The 26092-nt window shown below is 54.8% G+C and carries 22 protein-coding genes, 6 tRNA genes, 1 other RNA gene and 1 pseudogene; 17 read left to right on the plus strand and 13 right to left on the minus strand.

The features are described from left to right. Nucleotides 1-3 precede the first annotated feature (3 nt). Nucleotides 4-456, minus strand: coding sequence for a universal stress protein (locus tag AC6I77_RS13670; RefSeq protein WP_105098939.1), 453 nt, complete (start codon nucleotides 454-456; stop codon nucleotides 4-6). Between the two features lie 13 nt (nucleotides 457-469). Continuing rightward, nucleotides 470-1249: an IclR family transcriptional regulator gene (locus AC6I77_RS13675; RefSeq protein ID WP_003848922.1), complete on the minus strand. Its 780-nt coding sequence runs from the start codon at nucleotides 1247-1249 to the stop codon at nucleotides 470-472. 149 nt (nucleotides 1250-1398) lie between these two features. Here AC6I77_RS13675 and AC6I77_RS13680 point away from each other — a divergent pair, with 149 nt between their 5' ends. The 3 genes and pseudogenes from AC6I77_RS13680 to ypdK all read left to right on the plus strand — a co-directional run bounded on the left by AC6I77_RS13680 (nucleotide 1399) and on the right by ypdK (nucleotide 4308). Beyond that, nucleotides 1399-2997 carry an MFS transporter gene (locus AC6I77_RS13680; RefSeq protein WP_438476788.1) on the plus strand — a complete coding sequence of 533 codons (1599 nt, stop codon included), beginning with the start codon at nucleotides 1399-1401 and terminating at the stop codon, nucleotides 2995-2997. A gap of 2 nt (nucleotides 2998-2999) precedes the next feature. After that, nucleotides 3000-4030: pseudogene (locus AC6I77_RS13685) on the plus strand (HlyD family secretion protein). Nucleotides 4031-4233: 203 nt separating this feature from the next. Then, nucleotides 4234-4308: a membrane protein YpdK gene (ypdK, locus tag AC6I77_RS13690; RefSeq protein ID WP_099257831.1), complete on the plus strand. Its 75-nt coding sequence runs from the start codon at nucleotides 4234-4236 to the stop codon at nucleotides 4306-4308. A gap of 51 nt (nucleotides 4309-4359) precedes the next feature. Here ypdK and alaC read toward each other — a convergent pair whose 3' ends face one another. Both alaC and AC6I77_RS13700 read right to left on the minus strand, forming a co-directional pair. Continuing rightward, nucleotides 4360-5592 (minus strand): alanine transaminase, encoded by a 1233-nt coding sequence (gene alaC, locus AC6I77_RS13695; RefSeq protein ID WP_438476786.1) that lies wholly within the window; start codon nucleotides 5590-5592, stop codon nucleotides 4360-4362. Between the two features lie 117 nt (nucleotides 5593-5709). Further along, nucleotides 5710-6234 carry a GNAT family N-acetyltransferase gene (locus AC6I77_RS13700; protein ID WP_003848913.1) on the minus strand — a complete coding sequence of 175 codons (525 nt, stop codon included), beginning with the start codon at nucleotides 6232-6234 and terminating at the stop codon, nucleotides 5710-5712. A gap of 269 nt (nucleotides 6235-6503) precedes the next feature. Here AC6I77_RS13700 and AC6I77_RS13705 point away from each other — a divergent pair, with 269 nt between their 5' ends. After that, nucleotides 6504-8174 (plus strand): sensor histidine kinase, encoded by a 1671-nt coding sequence (locus tag AC6I77_RS13705; protein WP_003848911.1) that lies wholly within the window; start codon nucleotides 6504-6506, stop codon nucleotides 8172-8174. Further along, a complete protein-coding gene (locus AC6I77_RS13710) occupies nucleotides 8171-8899 on the plus strand; it encodes a LytR/AlgR family response regulator transcription factor (protein WP_003848909.1) in 729 nt (242 codons plus the stop codon). Before AC6I77_RS13705 ends, AC6I77_RS13710 begins: the two co-directional genes overlap by 4 nt. A gap of 165 nt (nucleotides 8900-9064) precedes the next feature. Here AC6I77_RS13710 and glk read toward each other — a convergent pair whose 3' ends face one another. Continuing rightward, a complete protein-coding gene (gene glk / locus AC6I77_RS13715) occupies nucleotides 9065-10030 on the minus strand; it encodes a glucokinase (RefSeq protein ID WP_003848907.1) in 966 nt (321 codons plus the stop codon). Between the two features lie 160 nt (nucleotides 10031-10190). Further along, nucleotides 10191-11843, minus strand: a complete 1653-nt coding sequence (gene ipdC / locus AC6I77_RS13720) for an indolepyruvate decarboxylase (RefSeq protein WP_003848906.1) — start codon at nucleotides 11841-11843, stop codon at nucleotides 10191-10193. A gap of 219 nt (nucleotides 11844-12062) precedes the next feature. Between ipdC and mgrA the strand changes: the two genes are divergently transcribed. Further along, a complete protein-coding gene (gene mgrA / locus AC6I77_RS13725) occupies nucleotides 12063-13052 on the plus strand; it encodes an L-glyceraldehyde 3-phosphate reductase (RefSeq protein WP_003848901.1) in 990 nt (329 codons plus the stop codon). A 171-nt stretch (nucleotides 13053-13223) separates the two neighbouring features. Further along, nucleotides 13224-13643 (plus strand): DUF2502 domain-containing protein, encoded by a 420-nt coding sequence (locus AC6I77_RS13730; RefSeq protein WP_003848899.1) that lies wholly within the window; start codon nucleotides 13224-13226, stop codon nucleotides 13641-13643. A gap of 46 nt (nucleotides 13644-13689) precedes the next feature. Here the strand turns inward: AC6I77_RS13730 and AC6I77_RS13735 are convergent, their stop codons facing one another. Then, nucleotides 13690-14931 carry an Nramp family divalent metal transporter gene (locus AC6I77_RS13735; protein WP_008926522.1) on the minus strand — a complete coding sequence of 414 codons (1242 nt, stop codon included), beginning with the start codon at nucleotides 14929-14931 and terminating at the stop codon, nucleotides 13690-13692. Between the two features lie 369 nt (nucleotides 14932-15300). On the opposite strand from AC6I77_RS13735, the gene AC6I77_RS13740 reads away from it, so the two are divergent. Beyond that, on the plus strand, nucleotides 15301-16491 hold the full coding sequence (locus tag AC6I77_RS13740; RefSeq protein WP_003848895.1) for a NupC/NupG family nucleoside CNT transporter: 1191 nt from the start codon (nucleotides 15301-15303) through the stop codon (nucleotides 16489-16491). A gap of 314 nt (nucleotides 16492-16805) precedes the next feature. Here AC6I77_RS13740 and AC6I77_RS13745 read toward each other — a convergent pair. Both AC6I77_RS13745 and AC6I77_RS13750 read right to left on the minus strand, forming a co-directional pair. Then, nucleotides 16806-16881, minus strand: a tRNA-Ala gene (locus AC6I77_RS13745). 44 nt (nucleotides 16882-16925) lie between these two features. Further along, a tRNA-Ala gene (locus AC6I77_RS13750) sits at nucleotides 16926-17001 on the minus strand. 359 nt (nucleotides 17002-17360) lie between these two features. Here AC6I77_RS13750 and AC6I77_RS13755 point away from each other — a divergent pair. Next, nucleotides 17361-18149, plus strand: a complete 789-nt coding sequence (locus AC6I77_RS13755; protein ID WP_003848892.1) for a formate/nitrite transporter family protein — start codon at nucleotides 17361-17363, stop codon at nucleotides 18147-18149. Nucleotides 18150-18260: 111 nt separating this feature from the next. Continuing rightward, nucleotides 18261-18614 (plus strand): YfeC-like transcriptional regulator, encoded by a 354-nt coding sequence (locus AC6I77_RS13760; RefSeq protein WP_003848889.1) that lies wholly within the window; start codon nucleotides 18261-18263, stop codon nucleotides 18612-18614. Between the two features lie 35 nt (nucleotides 18615-18649). Here AC6I77_RS13760 and gltX read toward each other — a convergent pair whose 3' ends face one another. Further along, nucleotides 18650-20065, minus strand: a complete 1416-nt coding sequence (gene gltX / locus AC6I77_RS13765) for a glutamate--tRNA ligase (RefSeq protein WP_039659597.1) — start codon at nucleotides 20063-20065, stop codon at nucleotides 18650-18652. A gap of 271 nt (nucleotides 20066-20336) precedes the next feature. Between gltX and AC6I77_RS13770 the strand changes: the two genes are divergently transcribed. The 6 genes from AC6I77_RS13770 (at nucleotide 20337) to AC6I77_RS13795 (ending at nucleotide 21779) form a co-directional block, all read left to right on the plus strand. Continuing rightward, nucleotides 20337-20412: transfer RNA gene (locus tag AC6I77_RS13770), tRNA-Val, on the plus strand. A 41-nt stretch (nucleotides 20413-20453) separates the two neighbouring features. Further along, nucleotides 20454-20529, plus strand: a tRNA-Val gene (locus tag AC6I77_RS13775). A 36-nt stretch (nucleotides 20530-20565) separates the two neighbouring features. After that, nucleotides 20566-20641 (plus strand) — tRNA-Val (locus tag AC6I77_RS13780). A gap of 4 nt (nucleotides 20642-20645) precedes the next feature. Further along, nucleotides 20646-20721, plus strand: a tRNA-Lys gene (locus AC6I77_RS13785). Between the two features lie 43 nt (nucleotides 20722-20764). Further along, a non-coding RNA gene (locus tag AC6I77_RS13790) (RtT sRNA) lies at nucleotides 20765-20897 on the plus strand. Nucleotides 20898-21440: 543 nt separating this feature from the next. Then, a complete protein-coding gene (locus tag AC6I77_RS13795) occupies nucleotides 21441-21779 on the plus strand; it encodes a FlxA-like family protein (RefSeq protein WP_008926525.1) in 339 nt (112 codons plus the stop codon). Here AC6I77_RS13795 and AC6I77_RS13800 read toward each other — a convergent pair. Continuing rightward, nucleotides 21776-22696: a LysR family transcriptional regulator gene (locus AC6I77_RS13800; protein ID WP_008926526.1), complete on the minus strand. Its 921-nt coding sequence runs from the start codon at nucleotides 22694-22696 to the stop codon at nucleotides 21776-21778. The genes AC6I77_RS13795 and AC6I77_RS13800 overlap by 4 nt on opposite strands. A 95-nt stretch (nucleotides 22697-22791) precedes the next feature. Between AC6I77_RS13800 and AC6I77_RS13805 the strand changes: the two genes are divergently transcribed. After that, nucleotides 22792-23808, plus strand: a complete 1017-nt coding sequence (locus AC6I77_RS13805) for a bile acid:sodium symporter family protein (protein ID WP_003848880.1) — start codon at nucleotides 22792-22794, stop codon at nucleotides 23806-23808. 27 nt (nucleotides 23809-23835) lie between these two features. On the opposite strand, the gene AC6I77_RS13810 is transcribed toward AC6I77_RS13805, so the two are convergent. After that, the gene (locus tag AC6I77_RS13810) at nucleotides 23836-24054 is read right to left on the minus strand and encodes a DUF3820 family protein (protein WP_003848878.1); all 219 of its coding nucleotides are present in this window, start codon (nucleotides 24052-24054) and stop codon (nucleotides 23836-23838) included. Between the two features lies 1 nt (nucleotide 24055). Next, a complete protein-coding gene (gene ligA, locus AC6I77_RS13815) occupies nucleotides 24056-26074 on the minus strand; it encodes an NAD-dependent DNA ligase LigA (RefSeq protein ID WP_182629653.1) in 2019 nt (672 codons plus the stop codon). Nucleotides 26075-26092 lie beyond the last annotated feature (18 nt).

Genomic DNA, 26092 nt, shown 5'->3' on the forward strand with positions numbered 1-26092 from the left:
GGGTTAATCCTTACGCACATCGATTAGCACAGGACAGTGAGCACGCTCAATCACCGCTGCGCTGACCGAGCCTTTTAATAATCTGTTAAACGAAGAGAGGTGGCGACGTCCCATGATAATCATGCTTGCCTTAAGCTGTTGTGACTGGGCAACAATGGTATCTGCCGCCTCACCCGCCAGGATCACGCCACGCGCATTAATGCCAGCGCGCAGTAACGGTGCCAGTGCATGACGCACCACCATTTCCGCCGTATTTTGCTCATCCTGTGCTGCCACAAAATCGGCCGGGTCTTCACCCGCATCGATTTCCATCGGCTGATTACAGGAGGAGTAGGCAGGATCGACGCAGCACAGCACCACCACATCGGCGCTATGTGCCAGCGCTTCTTCAATCGTCAAGGCAACCACTTTCCCGGCAACCGGAGAGTGGTCTATGGCCATCAGCAGGGTTTTCATCAGATGCTTATCCTTAAATCGCGGCAACTTTGCCGATTTCACGCACCAGCGCCTCTTTACACTTCAGCATCTCGTCACGAAAACGCGCTTCATGTCGCAGAAAACGAGCAGAGGGCACCAGTAAAGAGACAGAAAAGCGACCAAACAGCGTATCCAGCGCAAACGCCATGGTAGAGATCCCTTCCAGGGTTTCACCGCGATCCACGGCGATACCGGTTTCGCGGACTTCCCTGATAAGTTGTAGCAATTGTGGCAATGTTTTCACCGTCTGATCGGTCAGCTCCTGCCAGGCGTCGCCAACAATCGTCCGGACATCTTTTTCACACTCCAGTGCCAGCAACGCCCGTCCCCCGGAGGTACTGTAGAGCGGCAGATTCAGTCCCATATGCGGGACAACCCGAAGTTCACGTGACGCCACGACATGGTGAATAATCGCCAGCTGGCTGCCGCTGGCGCGCGCCAGCGAGACCGTTTCATTAGTATCCGAAGAGAGTTTTTCCAGTAGCGGACTGACCAGATCAACCACGTCGGTATGCACGCTGGAGATCAGTTTTAACAGGGCAGGTCCCAGACGCAATCCGCCCGCCCCACTGCTGCGCACAAGCTCTGCGCTGTCGAGCGCAGCGACAATGCGCTGCACCGTTGAACGGGGCAGTTCCACCGCCTGAGCGATCTCGCCAAGGCTCATGCCGCCCGGCTGTTCGCCCAGCGCATTAAGAATTTTTGCCGCACGGGCGATGACCTGGATACCGCCCGTTTTTTCATCCTCGCGGCTGGAGGGTTGATGTGCCATAGCGTCGTCCTGTTTGAGCTGCCTTACTGTAGCGCGAATGCCGCACTTTTTACAGCCTGTACCACATTGCAATACAGCATACCGGGATGTAATATTACGCCCTGTATCACATTGCAGTACACTGCATCATAATAACGAGATTGCCAGTAATGAACGCTAAGCCCGCCACGCCGCCGGCTCCTCATCCTTTTACACTGCGACTAGCCCTGGGCCTGATCGGCGTGCTTATTGCTGCGCTGACCTCCGGGCTGAACGACCGCGTCAGTGATATCGCGCTGGCTGATATCCGTGCCGCAATCGGCATCGGTTTCGATCAGGGTAGCTGGATTATCTCCGGCTATCAGGCGGCAGAAGTTGCGGCGATGATGATTGCCCCCTGGTTTGCCGTCACCCTGTCGCTGCGGCGTTTTACGCTCGGCGTGTCGGCGGGATTTATGCTGACCGGCATTCTGCTGCCGCTGGTGCCGGATCCCACGCTGTTTATCAGCCTGCGCGTGCTTCAGGGGCTGTTTGGCGGCGCACTGCCGCCGATGCTGATGACTGTTGCTCTGCGCTTTCTGCCGCCGCCTTTTAAGCTGTTCGGCCTGGCGGGCTATGCCCTGACCGCGACGTTTGGCCCCAATATGGCAGCGTCGCTGGCCTCAATATGGACCGACCATGTCAGCTGGATGATGGTGTTCTGGCAGGTGGTGCCTGGCATGCTGATTGCGATGATGCTGATTAGCTGGGGGATACCGCAGGACCCGCTGCGTCCGGAACGTTTTCAGCAGATCGATCTGTTCGGCATGGTGACCGGTTGCAGTGCTGTCGCGCTGCTGGTGCTGGTGCTGACCCAGGGGGAGCGTCTTGACTGGCTGAACTCGCCACTGATCGCCGGTATGCTGCTAGCCGCCTTGCCGCTGCTGCTGGTTTTCCTGATCAATGAGTGGTTTCACCCGCTGCCGCTGTTTAAATTGCAGATGCTCAGACGGCCCAACCTGGCGCACGGCCTGCTGGGGCTGGCCTGCGTGCTCATCCTGGGGCTTTCAGGTTCCGCGCTGCCTTCGGCCTACTTTGCTCAGGTGAGCGGCTTTCGCACCCTTGAGTTTGCCCCGCTGGCACTGACCGTAGGCCTGCCACAATTGCTCATCGCGCCACTGATTGCGGCACTGCTCAATATCCGCTGGATTGATTGCCGCTGGATGCTGACGGCGGGCGTCGGCCTGCTGGTGACTGCCTGTCTGCTGGGCTCGCAGATCACCAGTGACTGGGCGCGACAGAATTTCTGGCTGCTGCAAATCCTGCAGGCGTTCGGACAACCGATGATCATTTTGCCGATATTGATGAGTGCCACCAGCGTTGTGGCCCCACCTGAAGGCCCTTTTGCCTCCGCGATGTTTAACACGGTGCGCGGGTTTTCCAGTATTGCCGCCTCCACGCTGGTTGAGGTTTTCCTTTCTCATCGTGAGCAATTTCATTCCAGTGTCCTGATTAATCAGGCCGCCAGCCGCAGCTGGCTGATGACCGCGCCGACAGCCGACCAGGCCAGCCGCAGTTTGCCGCTATTGCCGGATGGCAGCATCAGCGCCAGCGATAATCTCAGCGGATTCGCCACCCTGGTCCGGCATCAGGCCACGATCCTGAGCCTGAGCGACAGCTGGCTGATGCTGACCGGCTTTGCCGCCTGCCTGTTATTGCTTACCGCCATCCTGCCAAAACGGGTCTGGCCGCCTCAAACTTTGATTCAACACCCTCCCCGGAATAACTGAATATGCGTACTTTTGAAATGAGAAGAACCCTGCTGCTGAGTCTGCTGCTGCTGGTGTTACTGGCCATTGCCTTTGTTGTCTGGACGATGATGACCAGCAACGATCACCGCACCAATGATGCTTACGTCAATGCGGATTACACCCTGGTAGCACCGAAAGTCTCGGGCTACATAAGCCATGTTGAGGTGCAGGATAATCAGCAGGTCAAAGCGGGCCAGTTGCTGGCAACGCTGGATGACCGTGACTATCGGGTGGCGCTGGAGAGTGCTGAAGCTGACCTGCAGGTGAGTCAGGCGAAACTGCTGAGCAGCCAGGCTCAACTGGAACAGCAGCAGTCGATGATTGATCAGCAGAAAGCCAGCGTCGCGGCAAGTCAGGCTTCTGCGCAGTATGCGGGTCAAAGCGCCGATCGCTATAACCGCCTCTATAAAAGCGGCACCGTCGCCGCTGACGATCAGCAAAAGGCCAGCTCAAATCAGCGCTCGGCGCTGGCAGCTGTCCATCAGAGTCAGGCTGCACTGGCATCGGCAATAAAACAGGTGGGCGTATTACAGGCGGCGGTGCGTTCAGCAGAAGCGGATGTTGCCGCAGCCAAAGCCAGCGTCGATCAGGCCAAGCTGAATCTCTCCTACACGCGCATTACGGCTCCTGTTGACGGCATGGTGGGTCAGCGTGCGGTGCGGACAGGCGCATACGTTTCAGCCGGAAAACCCGTCTGCTGGCCGTGGTCCCCCTGCAGCAAACCTACATTACGGCTAACTACCTTGAGACGCAGTTAAGCGATGTGCGCCCAGGACAGCGGGTCCGAATCCGGGTTGATGCCCTGCCAGGCGAGACCTTTACCGGTCATGTGGACAGCATCGCACCGGCCACTGGTGCAACTTTTTCAGCGATCGCTCCCGATAACGCCACAGGCAACTACACTAAAGTCGTTCAACGTCTGCCGGTGAAAATTGTGCTGGATGGCGACCAACCGCATCTGGCTCAGTTACGTGTCGGCATGTCGGCGATCCCTGAAATCGAGGTGCCCTAAAATTGTGAGCAATATCTCAGAACGGGCCTATTTCATTTGGGTGGGATTACGCGTAAATTAGCGCCTGATCCTGTTCTGAGAGTTATTCAGATCGACCCGGAAGAGAGCAGACCATTACTGAAATGGCGATCTCTTTTCCACATCTGTTCGCGTTGCACTGGTTTGGGATCGCCATCATCGTAACCGCTCAGAGGAGTTGCTTTGTGAAATATGCCTTGATGGGAATATCTTTTTTCGCGTTACTTTGGTTCGGAACCTTTGTTCTGCTGCTGAAGTAATGGCGTGACAGTGCCGCCATGGGGCGACCATCGTGTCGCCCCTGCTGGCTGTCAGCTCTCTTCTTCTGTTTTCATGCTGCCCGGCAATACGCCATCGGCACGAAACATCGCCTTAATTCCCCGCACTGCCTGACGAATACGATCGCTGTTTTCAATCAGCGCAAATCGCACGTGCGTGTCGCCATAGTCACCAAAACCGATACCAGGGGAAACACAGACTTTCGCCTCCTGCAGCATATGTTTAGCAAATTCCAGCGAACCCAGATGTGCATAATGGTCGGGAATTTTTGCCCAGACGTACATCGAGGCTTTGGGGTTATCCACCATCCAGCCCGCTTCATGCAAGCCTTTGACCAGCACATCACGGCGGCGTTTATACTGCTCAGCAATGTCACGCACGCACTGCTGATCCCCTTCCAGCGCGGCAATGGCTGCCACCTGTAGCGGCGTAAAGGTGCCGTAGTCATGATAACTCTTGATACGCGCCAGCGCGGCGACCAGCTCTTTATTACCCACCATGAAACCGATACGCCAGCCTGCCATGTTGTAGCTTTTTGACAGGGTAAAGAATTCAACGGCGACATCACGCGCGCCCGGCACCTGCATAATCGACGGCGCTTTCCAGCCATCGTAGACGATGTCAGCATAAGCCAGATCGTGGATGACCAGCACGTTGTACTGCTTCGCCAGCGCAATCACCCGCTCGAAAAAGTCGAGTTCCACACACTGTGCGGTCGGGTTGGATGGGAATCCAAGGATCATCATTTTTGGCTTGGGGTAGCTTTCACGGATAGCGCGTTCCAGCTCACTGAAGAAGTCGACACCCGCCACCAGCGGCACCGAACGCACCTGCGCTCCGGCAATCACTGCACCGTAGATATGAATCGGATAGCTGGGATTGGGCACCAGTACGGTATCACCATGATCCAGCGTCGCCAGCATCAGATGCGCCAGCCCCTCTTTGGAGCCAATGGTGACAATTGCCTCAGATTCAGGATCGATCTCCACCTGATAGCGCTCAGCGTACCAGCGCGAAATCGCTCTGCGCAGACGCGGTATGCCGCGCGAGGTGGAATAACCGTGGGTATCGTCACGCTGCGCCACCTGGCATAATTTTTCGACAATGTGAGGCGGAGTCGGACCATCCGGGTTGCCCATTGAAAAGTCGATGATATCTTCGCCGCGCCGACGCGCAGCCATCTTCAGTTCAGCGGTGATGTTGAAAACGTAAGGAGGTAAACGTTCAATACGGGAGAAACGACGGGGTGTGCTGTTATCAGCCATGATGTCCTCTGGATTACGTAAGCGCCCGGACCGTCCGAGCGACGTGGGTCACTGCGGTGACCCGTTACGAACATAACGTGGCGAGGATCATTTTGTCGAGGGTGGCGGAAAATTTTTTTATTTTTGCGGATTCAGCCGTCCCAGCAGCCAATCGTTCACCCAGTGGCCATCCAGCAGATAATTATCCCGCAGCGTGCCTTCCAGCTGAAAACCGTTTTTCTCCAGAATACGACGTGACGCCCAGTTTCCTTCAATCACCATCGCCTTGAGTTTGTGAAAATCGGCTTCAAGCAGAAACTGACACAGCGCCGCCAGCGCTTCGCTGCCATAGCCCTGACCACAGTGGCGATGCAGCAGCATATAGCCCACCTCCGCCTGACGATACGGTTCCCATTCCGGGCTGCAGCCAAACAGGCCAATGGGCTCACCGCTGTCCTGGCGTCTTGCCACCAGGCAGAGCATATGAAAACTGCCCGGCTGCCAGGGTGCCAGACGCTGGGTGAAACGCTGTCGAATATCCGCTTCATCAGGAATTTCGCTTACCCATTTCATGGTGTCGGGATCTTCATGGACGGCACGAAACAGTTGCCAGTCTTCGGGTTGTAATTTACTCAGGGTTAGTCTGTCGGTGACAAGTTGCATCTGTGGCTCCCGATGGGCGCGGTTTTCCAGCGGTTAGTGGCGCGCGTCACCGCGCAACATAGCAAAACGGCTTCACAGCGACCAGCGTGAAAAACTGTTCCCCTTTATTCCACTCAACTTTTCCTCTTTTTACTGGATTGCCGTAAAAATTGATCTGAAACATTAACTTGTGGCGGGATTGATCGGGGTGCTAGCGGTTCGCGATCACATTTTTTATCATAGAGGCACTTTCCATCGCTCACGAGTCGCCTGTGTCCTCCCACTTCACGATGTTACTGGCAGTTTTTGACCGCGCCGCCCTGATGTTGATCTGCCTGTTCTTCCTGACGCGCACCCGGCCTTTTCGTCAGCTGCTGCAAAAAGATGAGCACACCCGCGCGGAAAAAGTGGCGGTCACTGCCATCTTTTCCCTGTTTGCGCTGTTCAGTACCTGGTCGGGCGTCAATGTCGACGGTTCGCTGCTGAATGTGCGGGTCATTGCCGTGATGGCGGGTGGGATTCTGTTTGGTCCCTGGGTTGGCATCGCCACCGGTGTGATTGCGGGTCTTCACCGTTTTCTGATCGATATTCATGGCGTCACTTCCGTGCCCTGCCTGATTACCAGCATCATTGCCGGTGTCGTCGCGGGCGGGATTAATCGTCGGGTACTGAAAGAGCATCGCTGGCGCGCCGGTATCGTCGGCGGCATGCTGTGTGAAGCCCTGACGATGTTGCTGATCGTCCTGTGGGCGCGCCCTGCCTCACTCGGGCTGGCGATTGTGTCGGAGATTGCCCTGCCGATGATCCTCGGCGCGTCCAGCATCGGCATCATTGTGTTGCTGGTGCAAAGTGTTGAGGGAGAGAAAGAGGCTATTGCTGCCCGCCAGGCCAAGCTGGCACTGGAGATCGCCAACAAAACGTTGCCGCTATTTCGTCAGGTGAACAGCGACTCGCTGCGCAATATCTGTGACATTATCCGAAGAGAGATCAAAGCCGATGCGGTGGCGATGACGGATAAAAAGCAGATTCTGGCCTACGTCGGCTATGGCGAACATAATTATAAACATGGTGATGATGGCATCAGCCCGACGACGGCGCAGGCGATCAACAGCGGTAAAATTATTATTAAGAACAATGATGAAGCGCACCGTACTAAAGATATACATTCGATGATCGTCATCCCGCTGTGGGAAAAAGGCAAAGTCACCGGCACGCTGAAAATCTATTATCGCCGCGCACACCGTATTACCGGCTCGCTGAAGGAAATGGCGATTGGCCTGTCACAAATTATCTCAACCCAGCTTGAAGTGTCGCGCGCCGAGCAACTGCGTGAGATGGCCAATAAAGCGGAACTGCGCGCGCTGCAAAGTAAAATAAATCCCCATTTCCTGTTCAATGCGCTGAATGCTATTTCCTCTTCTATCCGGCTCAATCCCGATACTGCCCGCCAGCTGGTCATTAACCTTTCACGCTATCTGCGCTACAACCTGGAACTGAACGATGATGAGCTGATCGACATCCGTAAAGAGCTGTGGCAGGTGAAAGATTATATCGCCATTGAGCAGGCGCGATTCGGCGATAAACTGACGATGATTTATGACGTCGATGAAGATCTGCATTTTCTGCTGCCAAGTCTGCTGATTCAGCCACTGGTAGAAAACGCCATTGTGCATGGTATTCAGCCCTGTAAAGGCAAAGGCGTGGTCACGCTGAGCGTCCGGGATCTGGGCGATCGGGTGCGGATCTCCGTGCGGGATACCGGTCAGGGCATCAGTGACGAAGTCGTGGAACGGGTGGCACGCAATGAGATGCCCGGCAATAAAATCGGTCTGCTCAATGTGCACCATCGCGTCAAACTCCTGTCAGGTCAGGGACTGAACATCGTGCGGCATCAACCGGGCACCGAGATCGCTTTTACGCTGAGTAAAAATGGCCAGCGCCTGGCGGAGAATCTGTTATGAAAGCCATTATTGTGGAGGATGAATTTCTGGCCCAGCAGGAGCTGAGCTGGATGATTCAGCATCACAGCAAAATCGAAATTGAAGCCTGTTTTGATGATGGTCTTGATGTACTGAAGTATCTGCAACAGCATCGGGTCGATGTGATTTTCCTCGACATTAATATCCCCTCGCTGGATGGCATGTTGCTGGCACAGAATATCCATCAGTTTGCCCACAAGCCGCTGATCGTCTTTATTACCGCGTGGAAAGAGCATGCGGTAGAAGCATTCGAGCTTGAGGCATTTGACTACATTCTCAAGCCCTATCAGGAGTCGCGGATTGTCACCATGCTGAACAAGCTGGAAGCCACCGCACAGGCGCAGCAGGCTGTGAGTCATCTTAGTGCCACACCTGCGCCGCAGACCGTCAACCTGATTAAAGATGAACGCATTATCGTCACTGACGTGAATGACATTTACTATGTTGAGGCGCATGAAAAGCTGACGTTTGTCTATACCCGGCGCGAGTCCTACGTCATGTCGATGAATATCACCGAGTTCTGTTCACGCCTGCCAGAGCAGCAGTTCTTCCGCTGTCACCGCTCTTACTGCGTCAGCCTGAGCAAGATCCGCGAAATCGAGCCGTGGTTTAACAACACCTATCTGCTTAAGCTGCGCGATCTGGAATTTCAGGTGCCGGTCAGCCGCAGTAAGGTTAAGCAGTTCAGACAGCTGATGCGTCTGTAATGCAGGAGAGTGAGGGAACGATTCAGGCAGGAAGTGGCTTTCAGGACAACAGCAGGAAAAGGCAGGAGAAGTCAGGCGGTGATTTCCCGGGCCTGAACGGCTGAAGCCTCCAGGTCGGGAAAGCGATCGCGCGCACAAAGGCTGTGCGCGCGGAGTAAAGCAGAATCAGATTTCGCGGCCCAGCGTCTGACGCAGATGCGCGCCCGCACCCAGCAGGCCAGGCTGATCGTGCGTAATCATGTAAACCGGGATGCTGGCAACATAGTCGCGGAAGCGTCCTTTATCTTCAAAAGCCGCACGGAAACCCGACGCCTTAAAGAATTCCAGGAAGCGAGGCACAATACCTCCCGCAATGTAGACGCCACCAAAAGTGCCCAGGTTGAGCGCCAGATTGCCGCCAAAACGGCCCATAATGACGCAGAACATGGAGAGCGCGCGACGGCAGTCGGTACAGCTGTCATCCAGCGCACGTTCACTGACATCTTTCGGCTTCAGATTTTCCGGCACGCGGTTGTCAACTTTCACAATGGCACGGTAGAGATTAACCAGACCGGCACCCGACAGCACACGTTCAGCTGAGACATGGCCCAGTTCTTCACGCAGCACTTCCAGGATCTGATCTTCTTCTTCGCTGTTGGCCGCAAAATCGACATGACCGCCCTCACCTGGCAGGCTCACCCAGCGCTTGTCCACATGCACCAGATGGCTGACGCCTAAGCCGGTACCGGCACCATAAATGGCGATAGGTTTATCTTTGACCGGCTCTGAGCCGCCAAACTGAATCACGTTTTCGGCGGTCAGCATCGGAATAGCCATGGATACCGCAGTAAAATCGTTAATGATTTCCAGGTGTTCAAAACCGATGTTCTCTTTGAGCTTGCGCGTAGAAAACGCCCAGTCATGGTTGGTCATTTCAACCCAGTCATCGGTAATCGGGCAGGCGATAGCAATACAGCCATCTTTAACGTCCTGCTGTTGTTCATCAAGATAGTGGCGGATGACGGCTTCGAGGCTGTCGTATTCTGATGTTGAGAATGTTTTGGCCTGGGTGATGCTGCCGCTTTCCACCTCACACAGGGCGAGGCGCGCGTTAGTACCGCCGACATCGCCGACCAAGGCATAGGTTGTCATTCTTCTGTTGCTCCGCTTGGGGTCTTAAGAGTTGGAGGACACTATAAAATTCTGCCCATAAAACAACAACGCTCACCGGTGCGATTGGTGAGCGTCTTACTCAGTTGTGCTACAGCCTAACCGCGTTAGTCCAGCATGCACAGCGGCAACTATCTGAATCTTAGCCGCCGTTGCGTTGATTCAGGCAGGCGGTGACTTTTCTTAGCAGTGGCGGCAAATCGTCTTTCAGCATAACCACCTCAACCAGCGAAAGCCATTGAGGCGCGGCAAGTCGCGTCATCACCTCGTCTAACTGCACGGTTTCACTGATGCGCCAGCTCTGCGCCTGGCCCTGAAGGCTAAGGGCGTGTGGCAGAGCCGTCCAGTTCCACGGGGCGATATCATTGTAACGTTGTGTTGCGCCATGAATCGCCCGTTCGACGGTATAGCCGTCATTATTCAGTAAAAAGATTATCAGTCGCTGCCCATCGCGCAACATCGACCCCAGCTCCTGAATAGTCAGTTGCGCCGAACCGTCTCCGATGATCAGGATAACCCGTCGATCAGGGTTGGCGGTCTGCGCGCCAAACGCTGCCGGAAGAGTATAGCCGATTGATCCCCATAATGGCTGAACCACCAGCTGTGCCCGCGAGGGTAATCGCAACGCGGCGGCACCAAAGGCGGCCGTCCCCTGCTCGGCCAGAATCAGGTCGCCGGGTTGCAGAAATCCCTGCATGGCCTGCCAGAAGGCGTGCTGACTGATCACCGCCGTGGGTTCTGCTGGCTGCGCGGCGGGGATTGCGGCGGCAGGCTGCCACTGCTGACCATAATGTTCAAACAGCGGTTGCAGTTCACTGAGCGCATCCGCCATCGACAACGGCGCAAAACGTTCATTACCCACGCTGGCACTGAAGGGCTGCAGATCGATCAGTCGCTCGGTGGCAAACTGCTGTGTAAAACCTGCCGTAATGGTGTCGGTAAAACGGACACCGACGCAAATTGCTGCATCCACCTGTTCAATCTGTTCACATACCTGCCCTGCACTGGCCGCGCCGGCATAGGTACCGACGTAACCTGGCTGCTGCTCATCCAGTACGCCTTTGCCCATCAGCAGACTGGCGCAGGGAATCGCGCTCTGTTCGCGCAGCGCGGCCAGCGCAGACTGCTGCTGCCAGCGCAGCGCCAGAAAATCTGCCAGCAGTGAGACACGCTGTGCCGGTGCCAGTAAACGTTCTGCCGCGGCCCTGAAAGCGCGACGCGCGTCAGCCGATGCAGGCTGATGGGTGTTCAGCGGCTGTGCAGGTGGCTGCACAGCCATGGCTGCCACGTCCACCGCCAGCGACAGATAGCCGGGACGACGGGCCTGCAGCGCACTGATAATCACCCGATCAATCTCAGCCGTGGCATTGTCGGCAGTCAGCAGTGCGGTTGCCACACTGACCTCGGCAGCCATGCGAATAAAATGCTGGAAATCACCATCGCCCAGCGAGTGATGCACGCAGTCACCCTGCAACTGCGCCTGCGTGGCTGGCGCACCTACAATATGAATCACCGGCAGATACTCGGCATAACTGCCCGCAGTACCATTAATCGCGCTGAGCTCGCCAACACCAAACGTCGTTAACAGTGCCCCCGCGCCGTTGCAGCGCGCATAACCGTCCGCCGCATAGGCTGCGTTGAGTTCATTGGCGCAGCCCACCCAGCTGATTTCAGGATGGGCAATAACGCGGTCCAGGAATTGCAGGTTGTAGTCGCCCGGCACACCAAACAGATGCTTGATACCAATCTCCTGCAGACGGGTCAGCAGGTAATCTCCGACAGTGAATGTGGACATTGCGCGTTCCTTTCAGGGAAGAGTCGGGTTAAGTATCTGACAGAGGGTGAAATTAGCGAGGAGAGTAGCTATTTTAACCAGCCGCAATGCCTGGCAAGACGACGTTACGCTGGCGGAATATTCTGTAAAATCGCGAACTGCTGCGCGCTGTCACTAAGTGTAACCGTATACACTGATAGACTTTTGGCACATATTCCCGTTTTTGCTCAGGAGCGCTAAATGTCCTCTTTCCCCCATCCCGATCGCTATCAACAGATGGAATATCGCCGCAGCGGCCGCAGCGGCATCAGACTGCCTGCAATTTCGCTGGGACTTTGGCACAACTTTGGTGACAGCACGCGGGTCGATAACAGCCGTGAGTTGCTACGTCATGCATTTGACCTCGGCATCACCCACTTCGACTTAGCGAATAACTACGGCCCGCCTCCGGGCTCGGCGGAAGAGAATTTTGGTCGTATTCTGCGGGAAGATTTTCGTGCCCATCGTGATGAGCTGATAATCTCCACCAAAGCGGGCTATACCATGTGGCAGGGGCCTTATGGAGACTGGGGGTCGCGTAAGTATCTGATTGCCAGTCTGGATCAAAGCCTTAAACGCATGGGGCTGGAATATGTCGATATTTTCTATCACCACCGTCCCGATCCGGAAACCCCGCTGGAAGAGACGATGCGCGCGCTCGATCATGTGGTACGCCAGGGCAAAGCGCTTTACGTAGCTCTTTCTAACTATCCGGCTGAACGGGCTGCCCAGGCGATTGCTATCCTGCGCGATCTCGGCACCCCCTGCCTGATTCACCAGCCGCGTTATTCGATGTTTGAACGTACCCCTGAGCAGGGATTGATTCAGACGCTGGGCGATGCGGGCGTTGGCTGTATCGCTTTCTCTCCCCTGGCAGGCGGTGTGCTCACCGATCGCTATCTGCAGGGCATTCCGGAAGATTCGCGTGCGGCCAGCGGCAGCAAATTCCTGAGCGAAAGCCAGCTGACCGAAGAGAAGATGGAAAAAGTCCGCAGGCTGAATGTCATCGCACAGCAACGTGAGCAGAAACTGGCGCAGATGGCGCTGGCGTGGGTATTGCGCGATGATCGCGTCACGTCAGTGCTGATTGGGGCCAGTAAAACGGCGCAGATTGATGACGCGGTGGCCATGCTCGCCCGTCGTCAGTTCAGCGAAACCGAATTAGCGGCCATTGACGCGGCTCTGATGTAAGCATTCACCGCCCGGCGCAGGTCGGGCGTTTTTTTCACCAGAATAGTCTCAATCCCCCTTCTCTCCCCAATTTCCTCACAATTTTCCGACACAATGGTGCGGTAACAACAGTAATACGCAGGCATAATCACTGCGCCGCAACAGCATCAGCCTGTTGATGAGGAGAATATAATGAAAAGAGCTCTAATTTTTGCTGCCCTGCTGGCGCTGTTTTCGCCGCTGGCCTGTCACACAGCCGAGGCGTCCAGTGCCTCTATTTCTCTGGTCCCTGGCGTCACCCTGAATCTGGGCGATCGCGATAATCGTGGTAATTACTGGGATGGCGGTCGCTGGCGTGAACCCCGCTGGTGGAATGACCGCTATACCTACAACGAACGCCGCTGGTGGCGACACGAAGAGTGGCGTCGTCAGCAGCAGTGGGAGCGTGAACGCCGCTGGCAGGAGCGCGACCGCGAGCGCCGCTGGGATCATCAGTATCGCCGCGATCGCGACTGGGATCATCATGACCGTCGTGGTCCAGGTCCTGGCCCGCGTGGTTTTGGGCCCCACGGACCCGGTGGACCCGGTCCGCATGGCCACGATCGTCACTAACAAAAAACGCCCGGCATAGCCGGGCGTTTTTTGTTTCCAGAAATCCCTACAGTCCCAGCGCTTCACCTACCAGCAGGTAAAGATTCAGCGCAATCACCAGCAGCACGATCAGTCGCCCGGTGTTCTGCATCAGACGCGAGTTCACCATATCATCGCCCATCAGCTCGCGGTTGCCGGTAAAGGAGAGCAGCGGAATCAGCGCCAGCGCGATACCAAAGCTCAACAGCACCTGACTCATCACCAGAACCCGTGTCGGATCCCAGCCTGCCCAGATGACAATAAACGAGGGCAGCATGGTGACAGTTCGACGCACCCAAAGTGGAATGTGGAAACGGATGAAGCCCTGCATTACCACCTGCCCCGCCAGCGTACCGACCACTGTTGAGGAGAGTCCCGCGGCCACCAGGCTCAGACCAAATACGGTTGCGGCAGCCTGACCTAACAGCGGTTGCAGCGTCAGATAGGCCTGATCGAGCTCTGCAATTTTGCTGTGACCACTAAAATGAAACGCCGCTGCCGCAGTTGCCATCATCGCCAGGTTTACAAATCCGGCGATGGTCATGGCAATCGCCACATCCAGTTTAGTTGAGGAGTAACGCTGACTTTTGCTGTCCTCACTTTTGCCCTGCGTCAGCGCAGAGTGCAGATAAATTACGTGCGGCATGATGGTCGCCCCAAGCACGCCGGCGGCCAGGAATACGGCATCCGACGTCGGTAACGCGGGCAGCGCCATGCCGACCACCAGCTCTTTAATATTGGGCTGGGAGAAGAAAAGTTCGACAATATAGGCGGCCGCCACAAACAACAGCAGTCCACCAATCACCAGCTCCAGCGGCTTCTGCCCGCGACTCTGTAACATCAGTATCAGGAAGGTGGCGATGCCCGTCAGCACCGCGCCCTGCATCAATGAAATGCCGAGCAGCAGTTTGAACCCCAGTGCAGCACCGATAAACTCCGCCAGATCGGTGGCCATCGCGATAATTTCCGCCTGCACCCAGTAAAACCAGACGGCAGGCCGGGGAAAGCGATCGCGGATGTGTTCGGCAAGATTTTTGCCGGTGGCGATACCCAGCTTGGCAGACATGAGCTGAATCAGCATGGCCATGATATTGGCCCACACCACCACCCACAGCAATTTGTAGCCGTAAGCAGCGCCTGCCTGAATGTTGGTCGCAAAGTTGCCCGGATCGATATAGCCAATAGCGGCGATAAAGGCGGGCCCCAGCAGTGCGAGTTTGACTTTTCTGACTCCGCGAGCAGCGCGCTCGGCGGTACGACTCTCAAGCATATCCGGTACCCTGTCTGAACATTTGCCTGCCCCGGCAGCTTAGGGGTTAGCATGTGCAAGTGAAATTCGTTTATTGTTATCGGTGTAATAGATGCTGCTATAAAGTATAGCCATTGCTATACATTACAGTAAAGGAAGTGAGTGCTAAAAATGTGAGCAACGGTGTCACTTTACGCTCTGTGTAAAATTCAGACAATAATTATGTGGTTATCTGGGTTGAACGATTTTTAAACAGGGCGTGATCTCTGGAACTTTTCTGGAAAATATAGCGATAGCGAATACTTATAATGTGGTTCAGATCTCGTTTTTAAGTAACGCGTTACATAGAATACGCAACAAAATACAACCCTCCTCAAATTTGGAGCAACTATGTCCCATATTTTGCAATTTCTTTTAGCACTGGTGGTGGTCGGGATACTCTCCTTGCTGGTCAGTCACGATCGTAAAAGCATTCGCATTCGCTACATTATACAGCTACTGGTGATTGAAATTGTGCTCGCCTGGTTCTTCCTGAACTCAGAAGCGGGACTGGGTTTCGTCAAAGGCTTCGCCGGCTTCTTTGATCATCTGCTGAAGTATGCGGCCCAGGGCACAAACTTTGTCTTCGGTAACATGAATGACAAAGGCCTGGCGTTCTTCTTCCTCAACGTATTGTGTCCAATCGTCTTTATCTCTGCGTTGATCGGTATTCTGCAGCATTTCCGTATCCTGCCGTGGGTTATTCGCGGTATCGGTACTGTGCTGTCGAAAGTCAATGGCATGGGAAAACTGGAATCTTTCAACGCCGTGAGTTCTCTGATACTGGGACAGTCAGAAAACTTCATTGCCTATAAAGATATCCTGGGCAAGATGTCACAGCGCCGCATGTACACCATGGCCGCGACGGCGATGTCGACCGTTTCGATGTCTATTGTCGGTGCCTACATGACCATGCTGCAGCCAAAGTATGTGGTCGCCGCACTCGTGCTCAACATGTTCAGCACCTTTATCGTGCTGTCATTGATCAACCCTTACCGCGTTGAGAACGAAGACGATCTGCAGTTGCAGGATCTGCATAAAGGTCAGAGCTTCTTCGAGATGCTGGGCGAATATATCCTGGCCGGTTTTAAGGTCGCGATTATCGTTGCCGCGATGCTGATTGGTTTTATCGCGCTGATTTCAGGTCTGAACGCCCTGTTTGATCTGATCTTCGGCATCAGTTTCCAGGGCGTGCTTGGCTATGTCTTCTATCCGTTTGCCTGGGTGATGGGTGTGCCGTCGGGTGAGGCGTTGCAGGTCGGCAGTATTATGGCGACCAAGCTGGTATCGAATGAATTTGTCGCCATGATGGATCTGCAGAAAATTGCAGGTCAGTTGTCACCCACTTCAGAAGGTATTCTTTCCGTGTTCCTGGTGTCGTTCGCCAACTTCTCTTCCATCGGCATCGTGGCCGGTGCAATTAAAGGTCTTAATGAAGAACAGGGCAACGTGGTTTCCCGCTTTGGCCTGAAGCTGCTGTACGGCTCTACGCTGGTCAGCGTGCTCTCCGCCGCTATCGCCGGTCTGGTTCTGGCGTTCTGAGTGCAGTGCTGAACATTTGAGGGCGAGCCTGTCTCGCCCTTTTCGTTTTTCGCCATCCCTGCTTTTCTTCCCGCTGAATACCTCTTCAGGCGACGTCCGCCCTTATACAATACACTCAGATTCTGCATGTAAAGCGCGCACGAGGCGCAGCACAGCGTTATCCGGGCAGAACGCGGCGGCGCTTGCCGGGTATGTACGCGTTAAGCGTGCGCAGCAGCTGATTTGCAAAGCAATAGCGTTAGATTCGCAGAAAGGCGAATGAAAGATAAATCAGAAAGGATTTTGACAACAATGACATCGACGTTGTCAGAAAATGGTGGAGATAAGCGGGATCGAACCGCTGACCTCTTGCATGCCATGCAAGCGCTCTCCCAGCTGAGCTATACCCCCACATCTGGAATCGTTTTTCAGTGCCAAACTTTTGGGAAAAAGTTTGGTGGAGCTAAGCGGGATCGAACCGCTGACCTCCTGCATGCCATGCAGGCGCTCTCCCAGCTGAGCTATAGCCCCGAACCGAAAAACTGTCGCGTTAAGCGACGGACGGCATAATATGAAACCGCCTCCAGGGTGTCAACGGCAAAATGACATTCTCTGTTTGATCGCTGAAAAAGGCGGCAACCTGCGAAGTTTCAGCAGCATGCTGCAGATAAAAATCATGTCTGGTCATGCAGTACCGTTTTTTAACTGTTATACCCGCTGCCATCAGGTTAATTCACGGTTAAATATGTTATAGGAATTTTCTTGTCTTCGTCTTTTTCGCATGCAAAACTTAGCCCGCTAATTTAGTGGCCACCGGGACCCTCTCCCGCGCGCCGCGCGTCCACCAGGCGTTATCGTCCCATTAATCATAAAAAAACTATTGAGATACTATGTCGCTGCATACACCTAAAGAAATCGCACAACTGGCGATCCAGTCTGGCGTGGCTAAAAGTCGTGCGCCTGTCAGCATCCTTCTGATTCTTGGCTTTATGGCGGGTGCATTTATTGCGACCGGCTTCCTGTTAGATCTTCACGTCATTAACTCCCTGCCCGCTGAATGGGGCTCTTTCGGTGGCCTGTTAGGTGCCGCAGTCTTCCCTGTGGGTATCATTATGACCGTGCTGGCGGGTGGCGAGCTGCTGACCGGCAATATGATGACGTTACCCGTGGCCTGGTTCGCCCGCCGCATCAGCTTTATGAGCGTAGCGCGTAACTGGTTCTGGGTGACCCTGGCGAACTTTATCGGCAGCGTGGCTGTTGCATGGTTCTTTGGCCATATGCTGGGCATGACCGAAGGTGACTACCTGAAAAAGACCGTGGCTATCGCCTCTGCCAAAGTTCATGCCGATTTCCTGCATTCCTTTATTTCAGGCATTGGCTGTAACTGGCTGGTGTGTCTGGCTGTGTGGCTGGCATTTGCGAGTAAAGATATGGTTGGCAAAATCTTCGGCATGTGGTTCCCGGTGATGGCGTTTGTTGCCATTGGCTTCCAGCACGTTGTCGCTAACATGTTTATTATTCCGGCCGCCATTTTTGCCGGTCAGATGAGCTGGGCAGAGTACTTCCCTAACTTTGTCGCCGTCTTCCTGGGCAATGCCGTAGGAGGAGCCGTCTTCGTTGGTCTGGCCTATTTCCTGGCATTCCGTCCTGCTGCCGAACCTGCCAGTAATCCTCAGTAATTCTCTTTTGCCTTTTGTCATCAGACAAAAGGCAATTTCAGCCTACGTTACTTTTCACCGTTACTTTTTGCTGTAATATGTACCGCTAATGTATTTAACAGGGACAGTGTCGTGAAAAAGGAATGGCTTACCCCCGAAGAGCTGGCTGCAGAAACGGGTTACAGTCGGCAAACGGTGAATAAGTGGATCAAGCGGGAGAACTGGACAACCACGCCGAAGCCCGGAGTTCAGGGCGGCAAGGCACGTCTTATTCATATTGATGAACGCGTAAAAAGTTTTATTCAATCCACCCGCAACCTTAATGAACCCACAGCCACCTATGGCGCAGTAACGAATTCATTACCTGCGTTATTGTTAAGTTCCATCCAGCAAATGAGTCAGGATGAACAGGATCAACTCACTGCATTAATCTTACGTGAAGGGATTAAAGGCGTGCTGGAGCGACTGGGAATTGGTGAAGAGTAAGAAAACCGGAAGCGTATCGCCTCCGGCTGTGTTCATTACGCCTGCGCTTCGCGCTCACTGATAAAGGCCAGGGCCTGCTCAATACGGGCCACGCTGCGGCTGCGGCCAATCGCCTCCACGGTGACATCCAGACCCGGTGACTGACCGGCACCGGTCACGGCCACACGCAGCGGCATGCCGACTTTACCCATACCCACTTCCAGCTCATCTGCGGTGCTCTGAATCGCCTGATGCACGTTTTCAGCCGTCCATTCAGTGATGGCGGCCAGCTTGTCACGCACCACTTCCAGCGGCTGACGCGCGACCGGACGAAGATGTTTCTTCGCCGCATCGGCATCGAACTCTGCGAAGTCTTCGTAGAAGTAGCGGCAGGATGCAGCCATTTCCTTCAGCGTTTTGCAACGCTCGCCCAGCAGACCCACCAGCTTCGCCAGTTCCGGTCCGGTGCGGGTATCAATTTTCTGCTCTTCAATATGCCACTGCAGATGTGTCGCCACATATTCTGGCGGCAGCGTATTGATATAGTGGTGGTTCAGCCACTGCAGTTTCTCAGTGTTGAACGCACTGGCAGACTTACTGACGGCATCCAGCGTAAACAGCTCAGCCATTTCAGCCACGCTGAAAATTTCCTGATCGCCATGTGACCAGCCCAGACGAACCAGGTAGTTGAGCAGCGCTTCCGGCAGGTAGCCGTCATCACGATACTGCATCACCCCTACTGCGCCATGACGCTTGGAGAGTTTTTTGCCATCATCGCCCAGAATCATGGAAACGTGAGCGTAGACCGGAACCTGCGCGCCAATCGCTTTGAGGATGTTGATCTGACGTGGTGTGTTGTTGATGTGGTCTTCACCACGAATAACATGGGTGATACCCATATCCCAGTCATCAACAACAACGCAGAAGTTATAGGTTGGCGAACCATCGGTGCGGCGGATGATCAGATCATCCAGTTCCTGGTTACTGAACTCGATCGGTCCACGAATCTGATCGTCAAAGATGACCGAACCTTCCTGTGGATTGCGGAAACGCACCACGCATGGCTCATCATCAGCATGATGTTCATGGCTGTCACGGCAGCGGCCGTCATAACGCGGCTTTTCGTTGTTCGCCATCTGTTCTTCGCGCAGCGCTTCCAGGCGTTCTTTAGAGCAGTAGCATTTATAAGCGGTTCCGGCTTCCAGCATGTCATCAATGACCGCGTTATAGCGATCAAAACGTTTAGTCTGGTAGTAAGGGCCTTCATTCCAGTCGAGGCTCAGCCAGTTCATACCATCCATGATGGCTTCGATAGCTTCCGGCGTGGATCGCTCCAGATCGGTATCTTCAATGCGCAGCACGAACTCGCCCTGGTTGTGACGGGCAAAGAGCCAGGAGTAAAGTGCGGTACGTGCGCCACCGACATGCAGATAGCCGGTTGGGCTTGGCGCGAAGCGTGTTTTGATTTTCATTGAGTATTGCCTTAGATGCGCGGGTTCTTTGTCTGGATGACAAAAAACAGGTTAGACGCGAAAAACAGTGGGCATATTCTAGCATCTGACGGTGAATCCTCAATGCATGCCCGCCGGTTGCGTCCCGGGAAAAGGGACTTTTCTGCCAGTAAAACCAGCACATTGGCTAAAAGCGCAACAGGATGTTTAAAAATAAACCGAACGCACATTTATGTTTTAAAAAGCGTTGACTCAAAATCAACTATCCCTATAATGCGACTCCACACAGCGGGGGTGATTAGCTCAGTTGGTAGAGCATCTCCCTTACAAGGAGGGGGTCGGCGGTTCGAACCCGTCATCACCCACCACTCTTAACAGCGTGGCCCGCAGTGAACAGGTATGAAGATATGGGTGATTAGCTCAGTTGGTAGAGCATCTCCCTTACAAGGAGGGGGTCGGCGGTTCGAACCCGTCATCACCCACCATATCTGACCTGTTAAAGCAGTACTGAAGTACGAAGTGGGTGATTAGCTCAGTTGGTAGAGCATCTCCCTTACAAGGAGGGGGTCGGCGGTTCGAACCCGTCATCACCCACCACTTCGGGTCGTTAGCTCAGTTGGTAGAGCAGTTGACTTTTAATCAATTGGTCGCAGGTTCGAATCCTGCACGACCCACCAATTCAGAATAAAGCGCCTTTTGGGCGCTTTTTTCGTTTCCGGGGTACGGACGTGACCGTGCGGGATGAGAACCTGCTGCAGGTTCGACTGAATCGCTGGCGATTCAGGCTGATGCGTTAGCATCACCCGGAGGGCGAGGCCCACGATGGGCCGAGGCTATCCTGCACGACCCACCAATTCAGAATAAAGCGCCTTTTGGGCGCTTTTTTCGTTTCCGGGGCACGGACGTGACCGTGCGGGATGAGAACCTGCTGCAGGTTCGACTGAATCGCTGGCGATTCAGATTACGGACAAACTCAAATCAGGGCGCATCTTGCAGCGATGAATAGCTCAACTAGCAGGGAACAGGGTCAGAGGAGGAAAGCGTCCCGCGCCATGGACAAAAACGCCGGGAGCGTTTTTGAACAACGCAGAGCGTTGGCCCGGCAACGGGCGCACCTCAGGGATGAGGTAAGTAATCGCGCGGGCCGAGCGAGCCATGGATGGCGGTTTTAGCGTCTTTCCGAACTGACCCTGTTTCCTGCGCTGGCTCGCTCTCACTGCCATCAGTCCAGACTTTGTCGACAATCTGAAGGCCTGTAAGGCGCTTTTTTCGTTTCTGCTGTTTAGACATTGGCTTGTAGATAAGCTCCCTTCTTTTCCAAACCTTAACAATCTCCGCGCTAAAGTCGTTTCACAGCGTGCCGATAACGTATGTGACGACTTACAGGGAGAAAATGATGTCCTCAATTTCCGGAATTTTAAGCAGTGCGGTCAGTAGCGGTGACAGCGGCGGCAGTGTTGCCTCTCAGGTCGCAGCCCTGAATAAACAGATTCAGAATGTCTTAACGCAGGTCAAAGAGCTGGCCGACAACAAAGAGCTGACTGACGAACAGAAAGCTGAAATGCAGCAGATGTATCAGTCACAGCTCACCATGCTGCAGGCACAGATTGCGCAGCTGGAGCAGAAGCAGGCGGAGCAGGATCAGCCAAAAAGTGACAGCACGCCTGTCAGTGCGAACAAAGCAGACGGCATTAACCGCCCTACCGACACCAATAAAGTGGACGTCTATATCTAAAACGCGGGGCTGGCTTCGCGTTGTTGCGCCAGCAGCGCTGCCTGCTGGCGCACCTCCTGCCAGATCGCTTCGGCAGCAGGCGTCAGCGAGCGGTTTTTACGTTTGATCAGCGTCAGGCTGCGATTAATTTCCGGATAAAGACGACGCACACTAAGGTCACGATCGGCCGGTAACGGTAAGGCCAGCGCGGGCAGAATACTGATGCCGATCCCCACTTCTACCATCGGAAACAGCGTAGCGGGATGGCCAATTTCCTGCACCACTTGCGCCCTGATGTTCTGCTGCTGCATCGCCGCATCAATCAGTACCCGACTGCCGGACGCGTAATCCTGCAGCACCATGGTGCGACCATCCAGCATCGACCATTCAGCCCTTTCCACCTGCGCCAGCGGATCATCATCGCGGCACAACAGCAGGAAAGGCTCATCCAGAATCGCGATGCTATCAAAATCACTGTCGCTGAGCGGCCCAATCACAATCCCGAAGTCGACCTCGGCGTTACGCACACTTTGCAGCACCCACTGCTGAGCGCGATCGTGCAGTATCACTTTGATATCGGGAAAGTGCTGCTGACTGGCAGCCAGACATTGCGGCATAAGATGCGCAGAGATGGTCTGGCTGGCTGCCACTCTGACGGTGCCACTGCGCTGCTCCCCAAAACTGCGGATATCCAGCAGCGTCGTATGAATCTCCTCCAGCAGGCGCTCCATCCGTGACGCCAGCTGCTTGCCTGCCTCGGTCAGCATCACCTCACGCGTGGTGCGATCCAGCAGCCGGACGCCGGTTTCCGCTTCCAGCTCTTTAATACTGTGGCTGACTGCCGACTGACTCAGACCTATCGCCTGCCCCGCCTGACTGAAACCACCGTAGTGTGCCACTGCAATAAAAGTCCGAAGCTGACGCAGGGTATAATTCATCGATTATGCTCATAGATTAATTCAATAAATCAATTTTATTTCTAAAACCAATTCACGCACAATCGCGCTATTGAAAAATTTACCGGATTTTAACAATGGGCTTTTTAAAACTCGATCCGATGATGGTCAAACTCATCATCACCGTGCTGCTGGCGTCGTTCCTGCCAGCGAAAGGGATCTACGTCGATGTCTTCAGCTACCTCGCGACGGCAGCGATAGCACTGTTATTCTTTATGCACGGTGCCAAACTTTCGCGTGAAAAAATCATCGCAGGCAGCAGCCACTGGCAGCTGCATCTGTGGATTATGTTCAGCACCTTTGTGTTGTTTCCCGCGCTGGGTCTGCTGCTGGTCTGGTGGCATCCGGTTGATGTCGGTCCGGAAATTTATACCGGCTTTATCTACCTCTGTATCCTGCCAGCCACCGTTCAGTCCGCTATCGCGTTTACCTCTATGGCAGGCGGTAACGTTGCAGCAGCGGTGTGCAGCGCCTCGGCATCAAGCCTGCTGGGTGTATTTATTTCGCCGTTGCTGGTGAACCTGGTGATGGATATACACAGCAGCGCGCCCAGCGACGGTCTGGAGCAGATCGGTAAAATTATGCTGCAACTCATGGTGCCATTCATTCTGGGCCACCTCTCTCGTCGCTGGATCGGTGGCTGGGTTGAGAAACATCGCAGCCTGATTGGCAAAACTGACCAGACCTCGATTTTGCTGGTCGTTTATTCCGCCTTCAGTGAAGCCGTGGTGAATGGCATCTGGCATCGCGTTGGCTTGACTACGCTGCTGTGGATTGTGGCAGGTTCAATCATACTGCTGACCGCCGTGCTGATTATCAACCTGCTGGCCTCGCGCCTGTTCCGCTTTAAACGTGCCGACGAGATTGTGGTGCTGTTTTGTGGCTCGAAGAAGAGTCTGGCGAACGGGGTGCCCATGGCGAATATTCTGTTCCCGGCCAGCACCGTGGGGATTATCGTGCTGCCGCTGATGATTTTCCATCAGGTTCAGCTGATGGTCTGCTCGTTTATTGCCGGCCGTTACAAGAAGACCAATGAGAAACAGCAACAGCAGACGCTGAAGGTTAAAGATTCGGTGATGGAGTCACAGAAGTAGAACAGGTGCCCGCCTGCGCGGGCACAGTTACTTGCGGGTCTGGAGCGGTTTAACTAATCCCTCCAGACCTTCAATTTTTATTGTCAGAGTCAACTGCATCAAATCCCCCAACAGCCCCGACGGGAAGTCGCCACTGCGGGCAAACCACAGCAGATAAGGCTCAGGCAGATCGATCAGCATCCGCCCTTTATATTTCCCAAACGGCATCGGCGTATTGGCTATCGCCACCAGCTGATGTTCATCCATCTCAGGCCCCCAGCAGTCGAATCATTTCCGCTTCATCAATTACCTCTATGCCCAGTTCCTGGGCTTTCGCCAGCTTGGAACCGGCAGCTTCGCCGGCAATCAGCAGATCGGTTTTCTTCGATACGCTGCCGCTGACTTTTGCGCCCAGTGCGACGAGCCGCGCTTTGGCATCATCACGGTTCATCTGCGACAGCGAGCCGGTCAGCACCACCGTTTTCCCCGCGAACGGACTGTCGATCTCTTCGGCTTTCACCACCACCACCTGCGGCCAGTGAATGCCGATCTCGTCGGTCAGCTGACGGATAACCTCACGGTTGCTCTCCTCTTCCATGAAGTTGCGAACGTGTGTGGCAACAACTTTGCCCACATCCGGTACCGCAATGAGCGCCTCAAGATCGGCATCCATCACCTTCTGCAGCTCACCAAAATGGTTAGCCAGATTAGCGGCGGTAGCTTCACCCACTTCACGAATGCCCAGCGCATAGAGGAAGCGTGCCAGCGTGGTCGACTTCGCTTTCTCCAGCGCATCTACAACGTTTTGCGCTGATTTCGGCCCCATGCGATCCAGTCCGGTCAGCTTGCCCGCCGTGAGACGGAACAGATCGGCTGGCGTACTGACGTACTCTTTCTCCACCAGCTGGTCGATAATCTTATCGCCCATGCCATCCACATCCAGCGCCCGACGTGAGACAAAATGCTTCAGTGCCTCTTTGCGCTGTGCGCCGCAGATCAAGCCGCCGGTGCAGCGCGTGACTGATTCGCCTTCAACCCGTTCAACCTCAGAACCGCAGACCGGACAATGGGCAGGAAATACCACCTCCCGCGTCTCTTCAGGTCGCTCCGCGATAACCACGTTGACGACCTGCGGAATCACATCGCCGGCGCGGCGAATCACAACTCGATCACCGATGCGTAAACCCAGCCGTTCGATTTCGTCTGCATTATGCAGTGTGGCATTGCTGACGATAACGCCTGCGACCTGCACCGGCTCCAGGCGAGCTACTGGCGTGATAGCGCCTGTGCGGCCAACCTGAAATTCGACGTCGCGCACCCAGGTCAGCTGTTCCTGTGCCGGGAACTTAAAAGCAATCGCCCAGCGCGGCGCTCGCGCCACAAAGCCCAGCTGCTCCTGCAGCGCCTGTGAATCGACTTTGATTACGACACCATCGATATCAAAACCCAGGTTCGGACGTTGTTGCTCAATTTCCCGATAGAACGCCAGGGCTTCCTCCGCATTATGCACCCGCTTAATGCGGTCGCTGACCGGCAGGCCCCAGGCTTTAAACTGTTGCAGGCGCTCCATGTGGCTGTGTGGCATCTCACCGCCTTCCAGCAGGCCAAAACCGTAGCAGAAAAACGTCAGCGGACGTTTGGCGGTAATGCGTGGATCAAGCTGACGCAGGGAACCTGCTGCTGCATTACGCGGGTTAGCAAAAACTTTGCCGTCTGTGCGTCGCGCTTCTTCATTAAGCTTCTCGAAGCCGCGCTGCGTCATAAACACCTCGCCGCGCACTTCCAGCCGGGCCGGGATGTTGTCGCCCTTCAGCCGCAGCGGGATAGCGCGAATGGTCCGGACGTTGGCGGTAATGTTCTCACCGGTCGTGCCGTCACCGCGCGTCGCGGCCTGAACCAGCAGGCCATTTTCATACATCAGGCTGACCGCAGCGCCATCGAGCTTGAGTTCACAGCAGTAAGTAATGTCCTCACTGTTTTTCAGCCGATCCTGTACCCGCTTGTTGAAAGCCATAAATGTGGCTTCATCAAACGCGTTGTCCAGCGACAGCATCGGCACTTCATGGCGAACCTGCTCAAATACCGTCAGCGGCGCAGCACCCACACGCTGGGTGGGCGAATCCGGTGTAATGAGATCGGGATGTTCCTCTTCCAGCTGACGCAGTTCACGCATCAGGCGATCGTATTCAGCATCCGGCACTTCCGGCGCATCCATGACGTGGTAGAGATATTCGTGATGGCGCAGCGTGGTGCGCAGTTCGGTGATGTGATCCTGGACGGATTTCATAAAGCCCCATCAGATAAA

This window comes from Pantoea sp. X-Soil-ISGK-259, assembly GCF_059730705.1.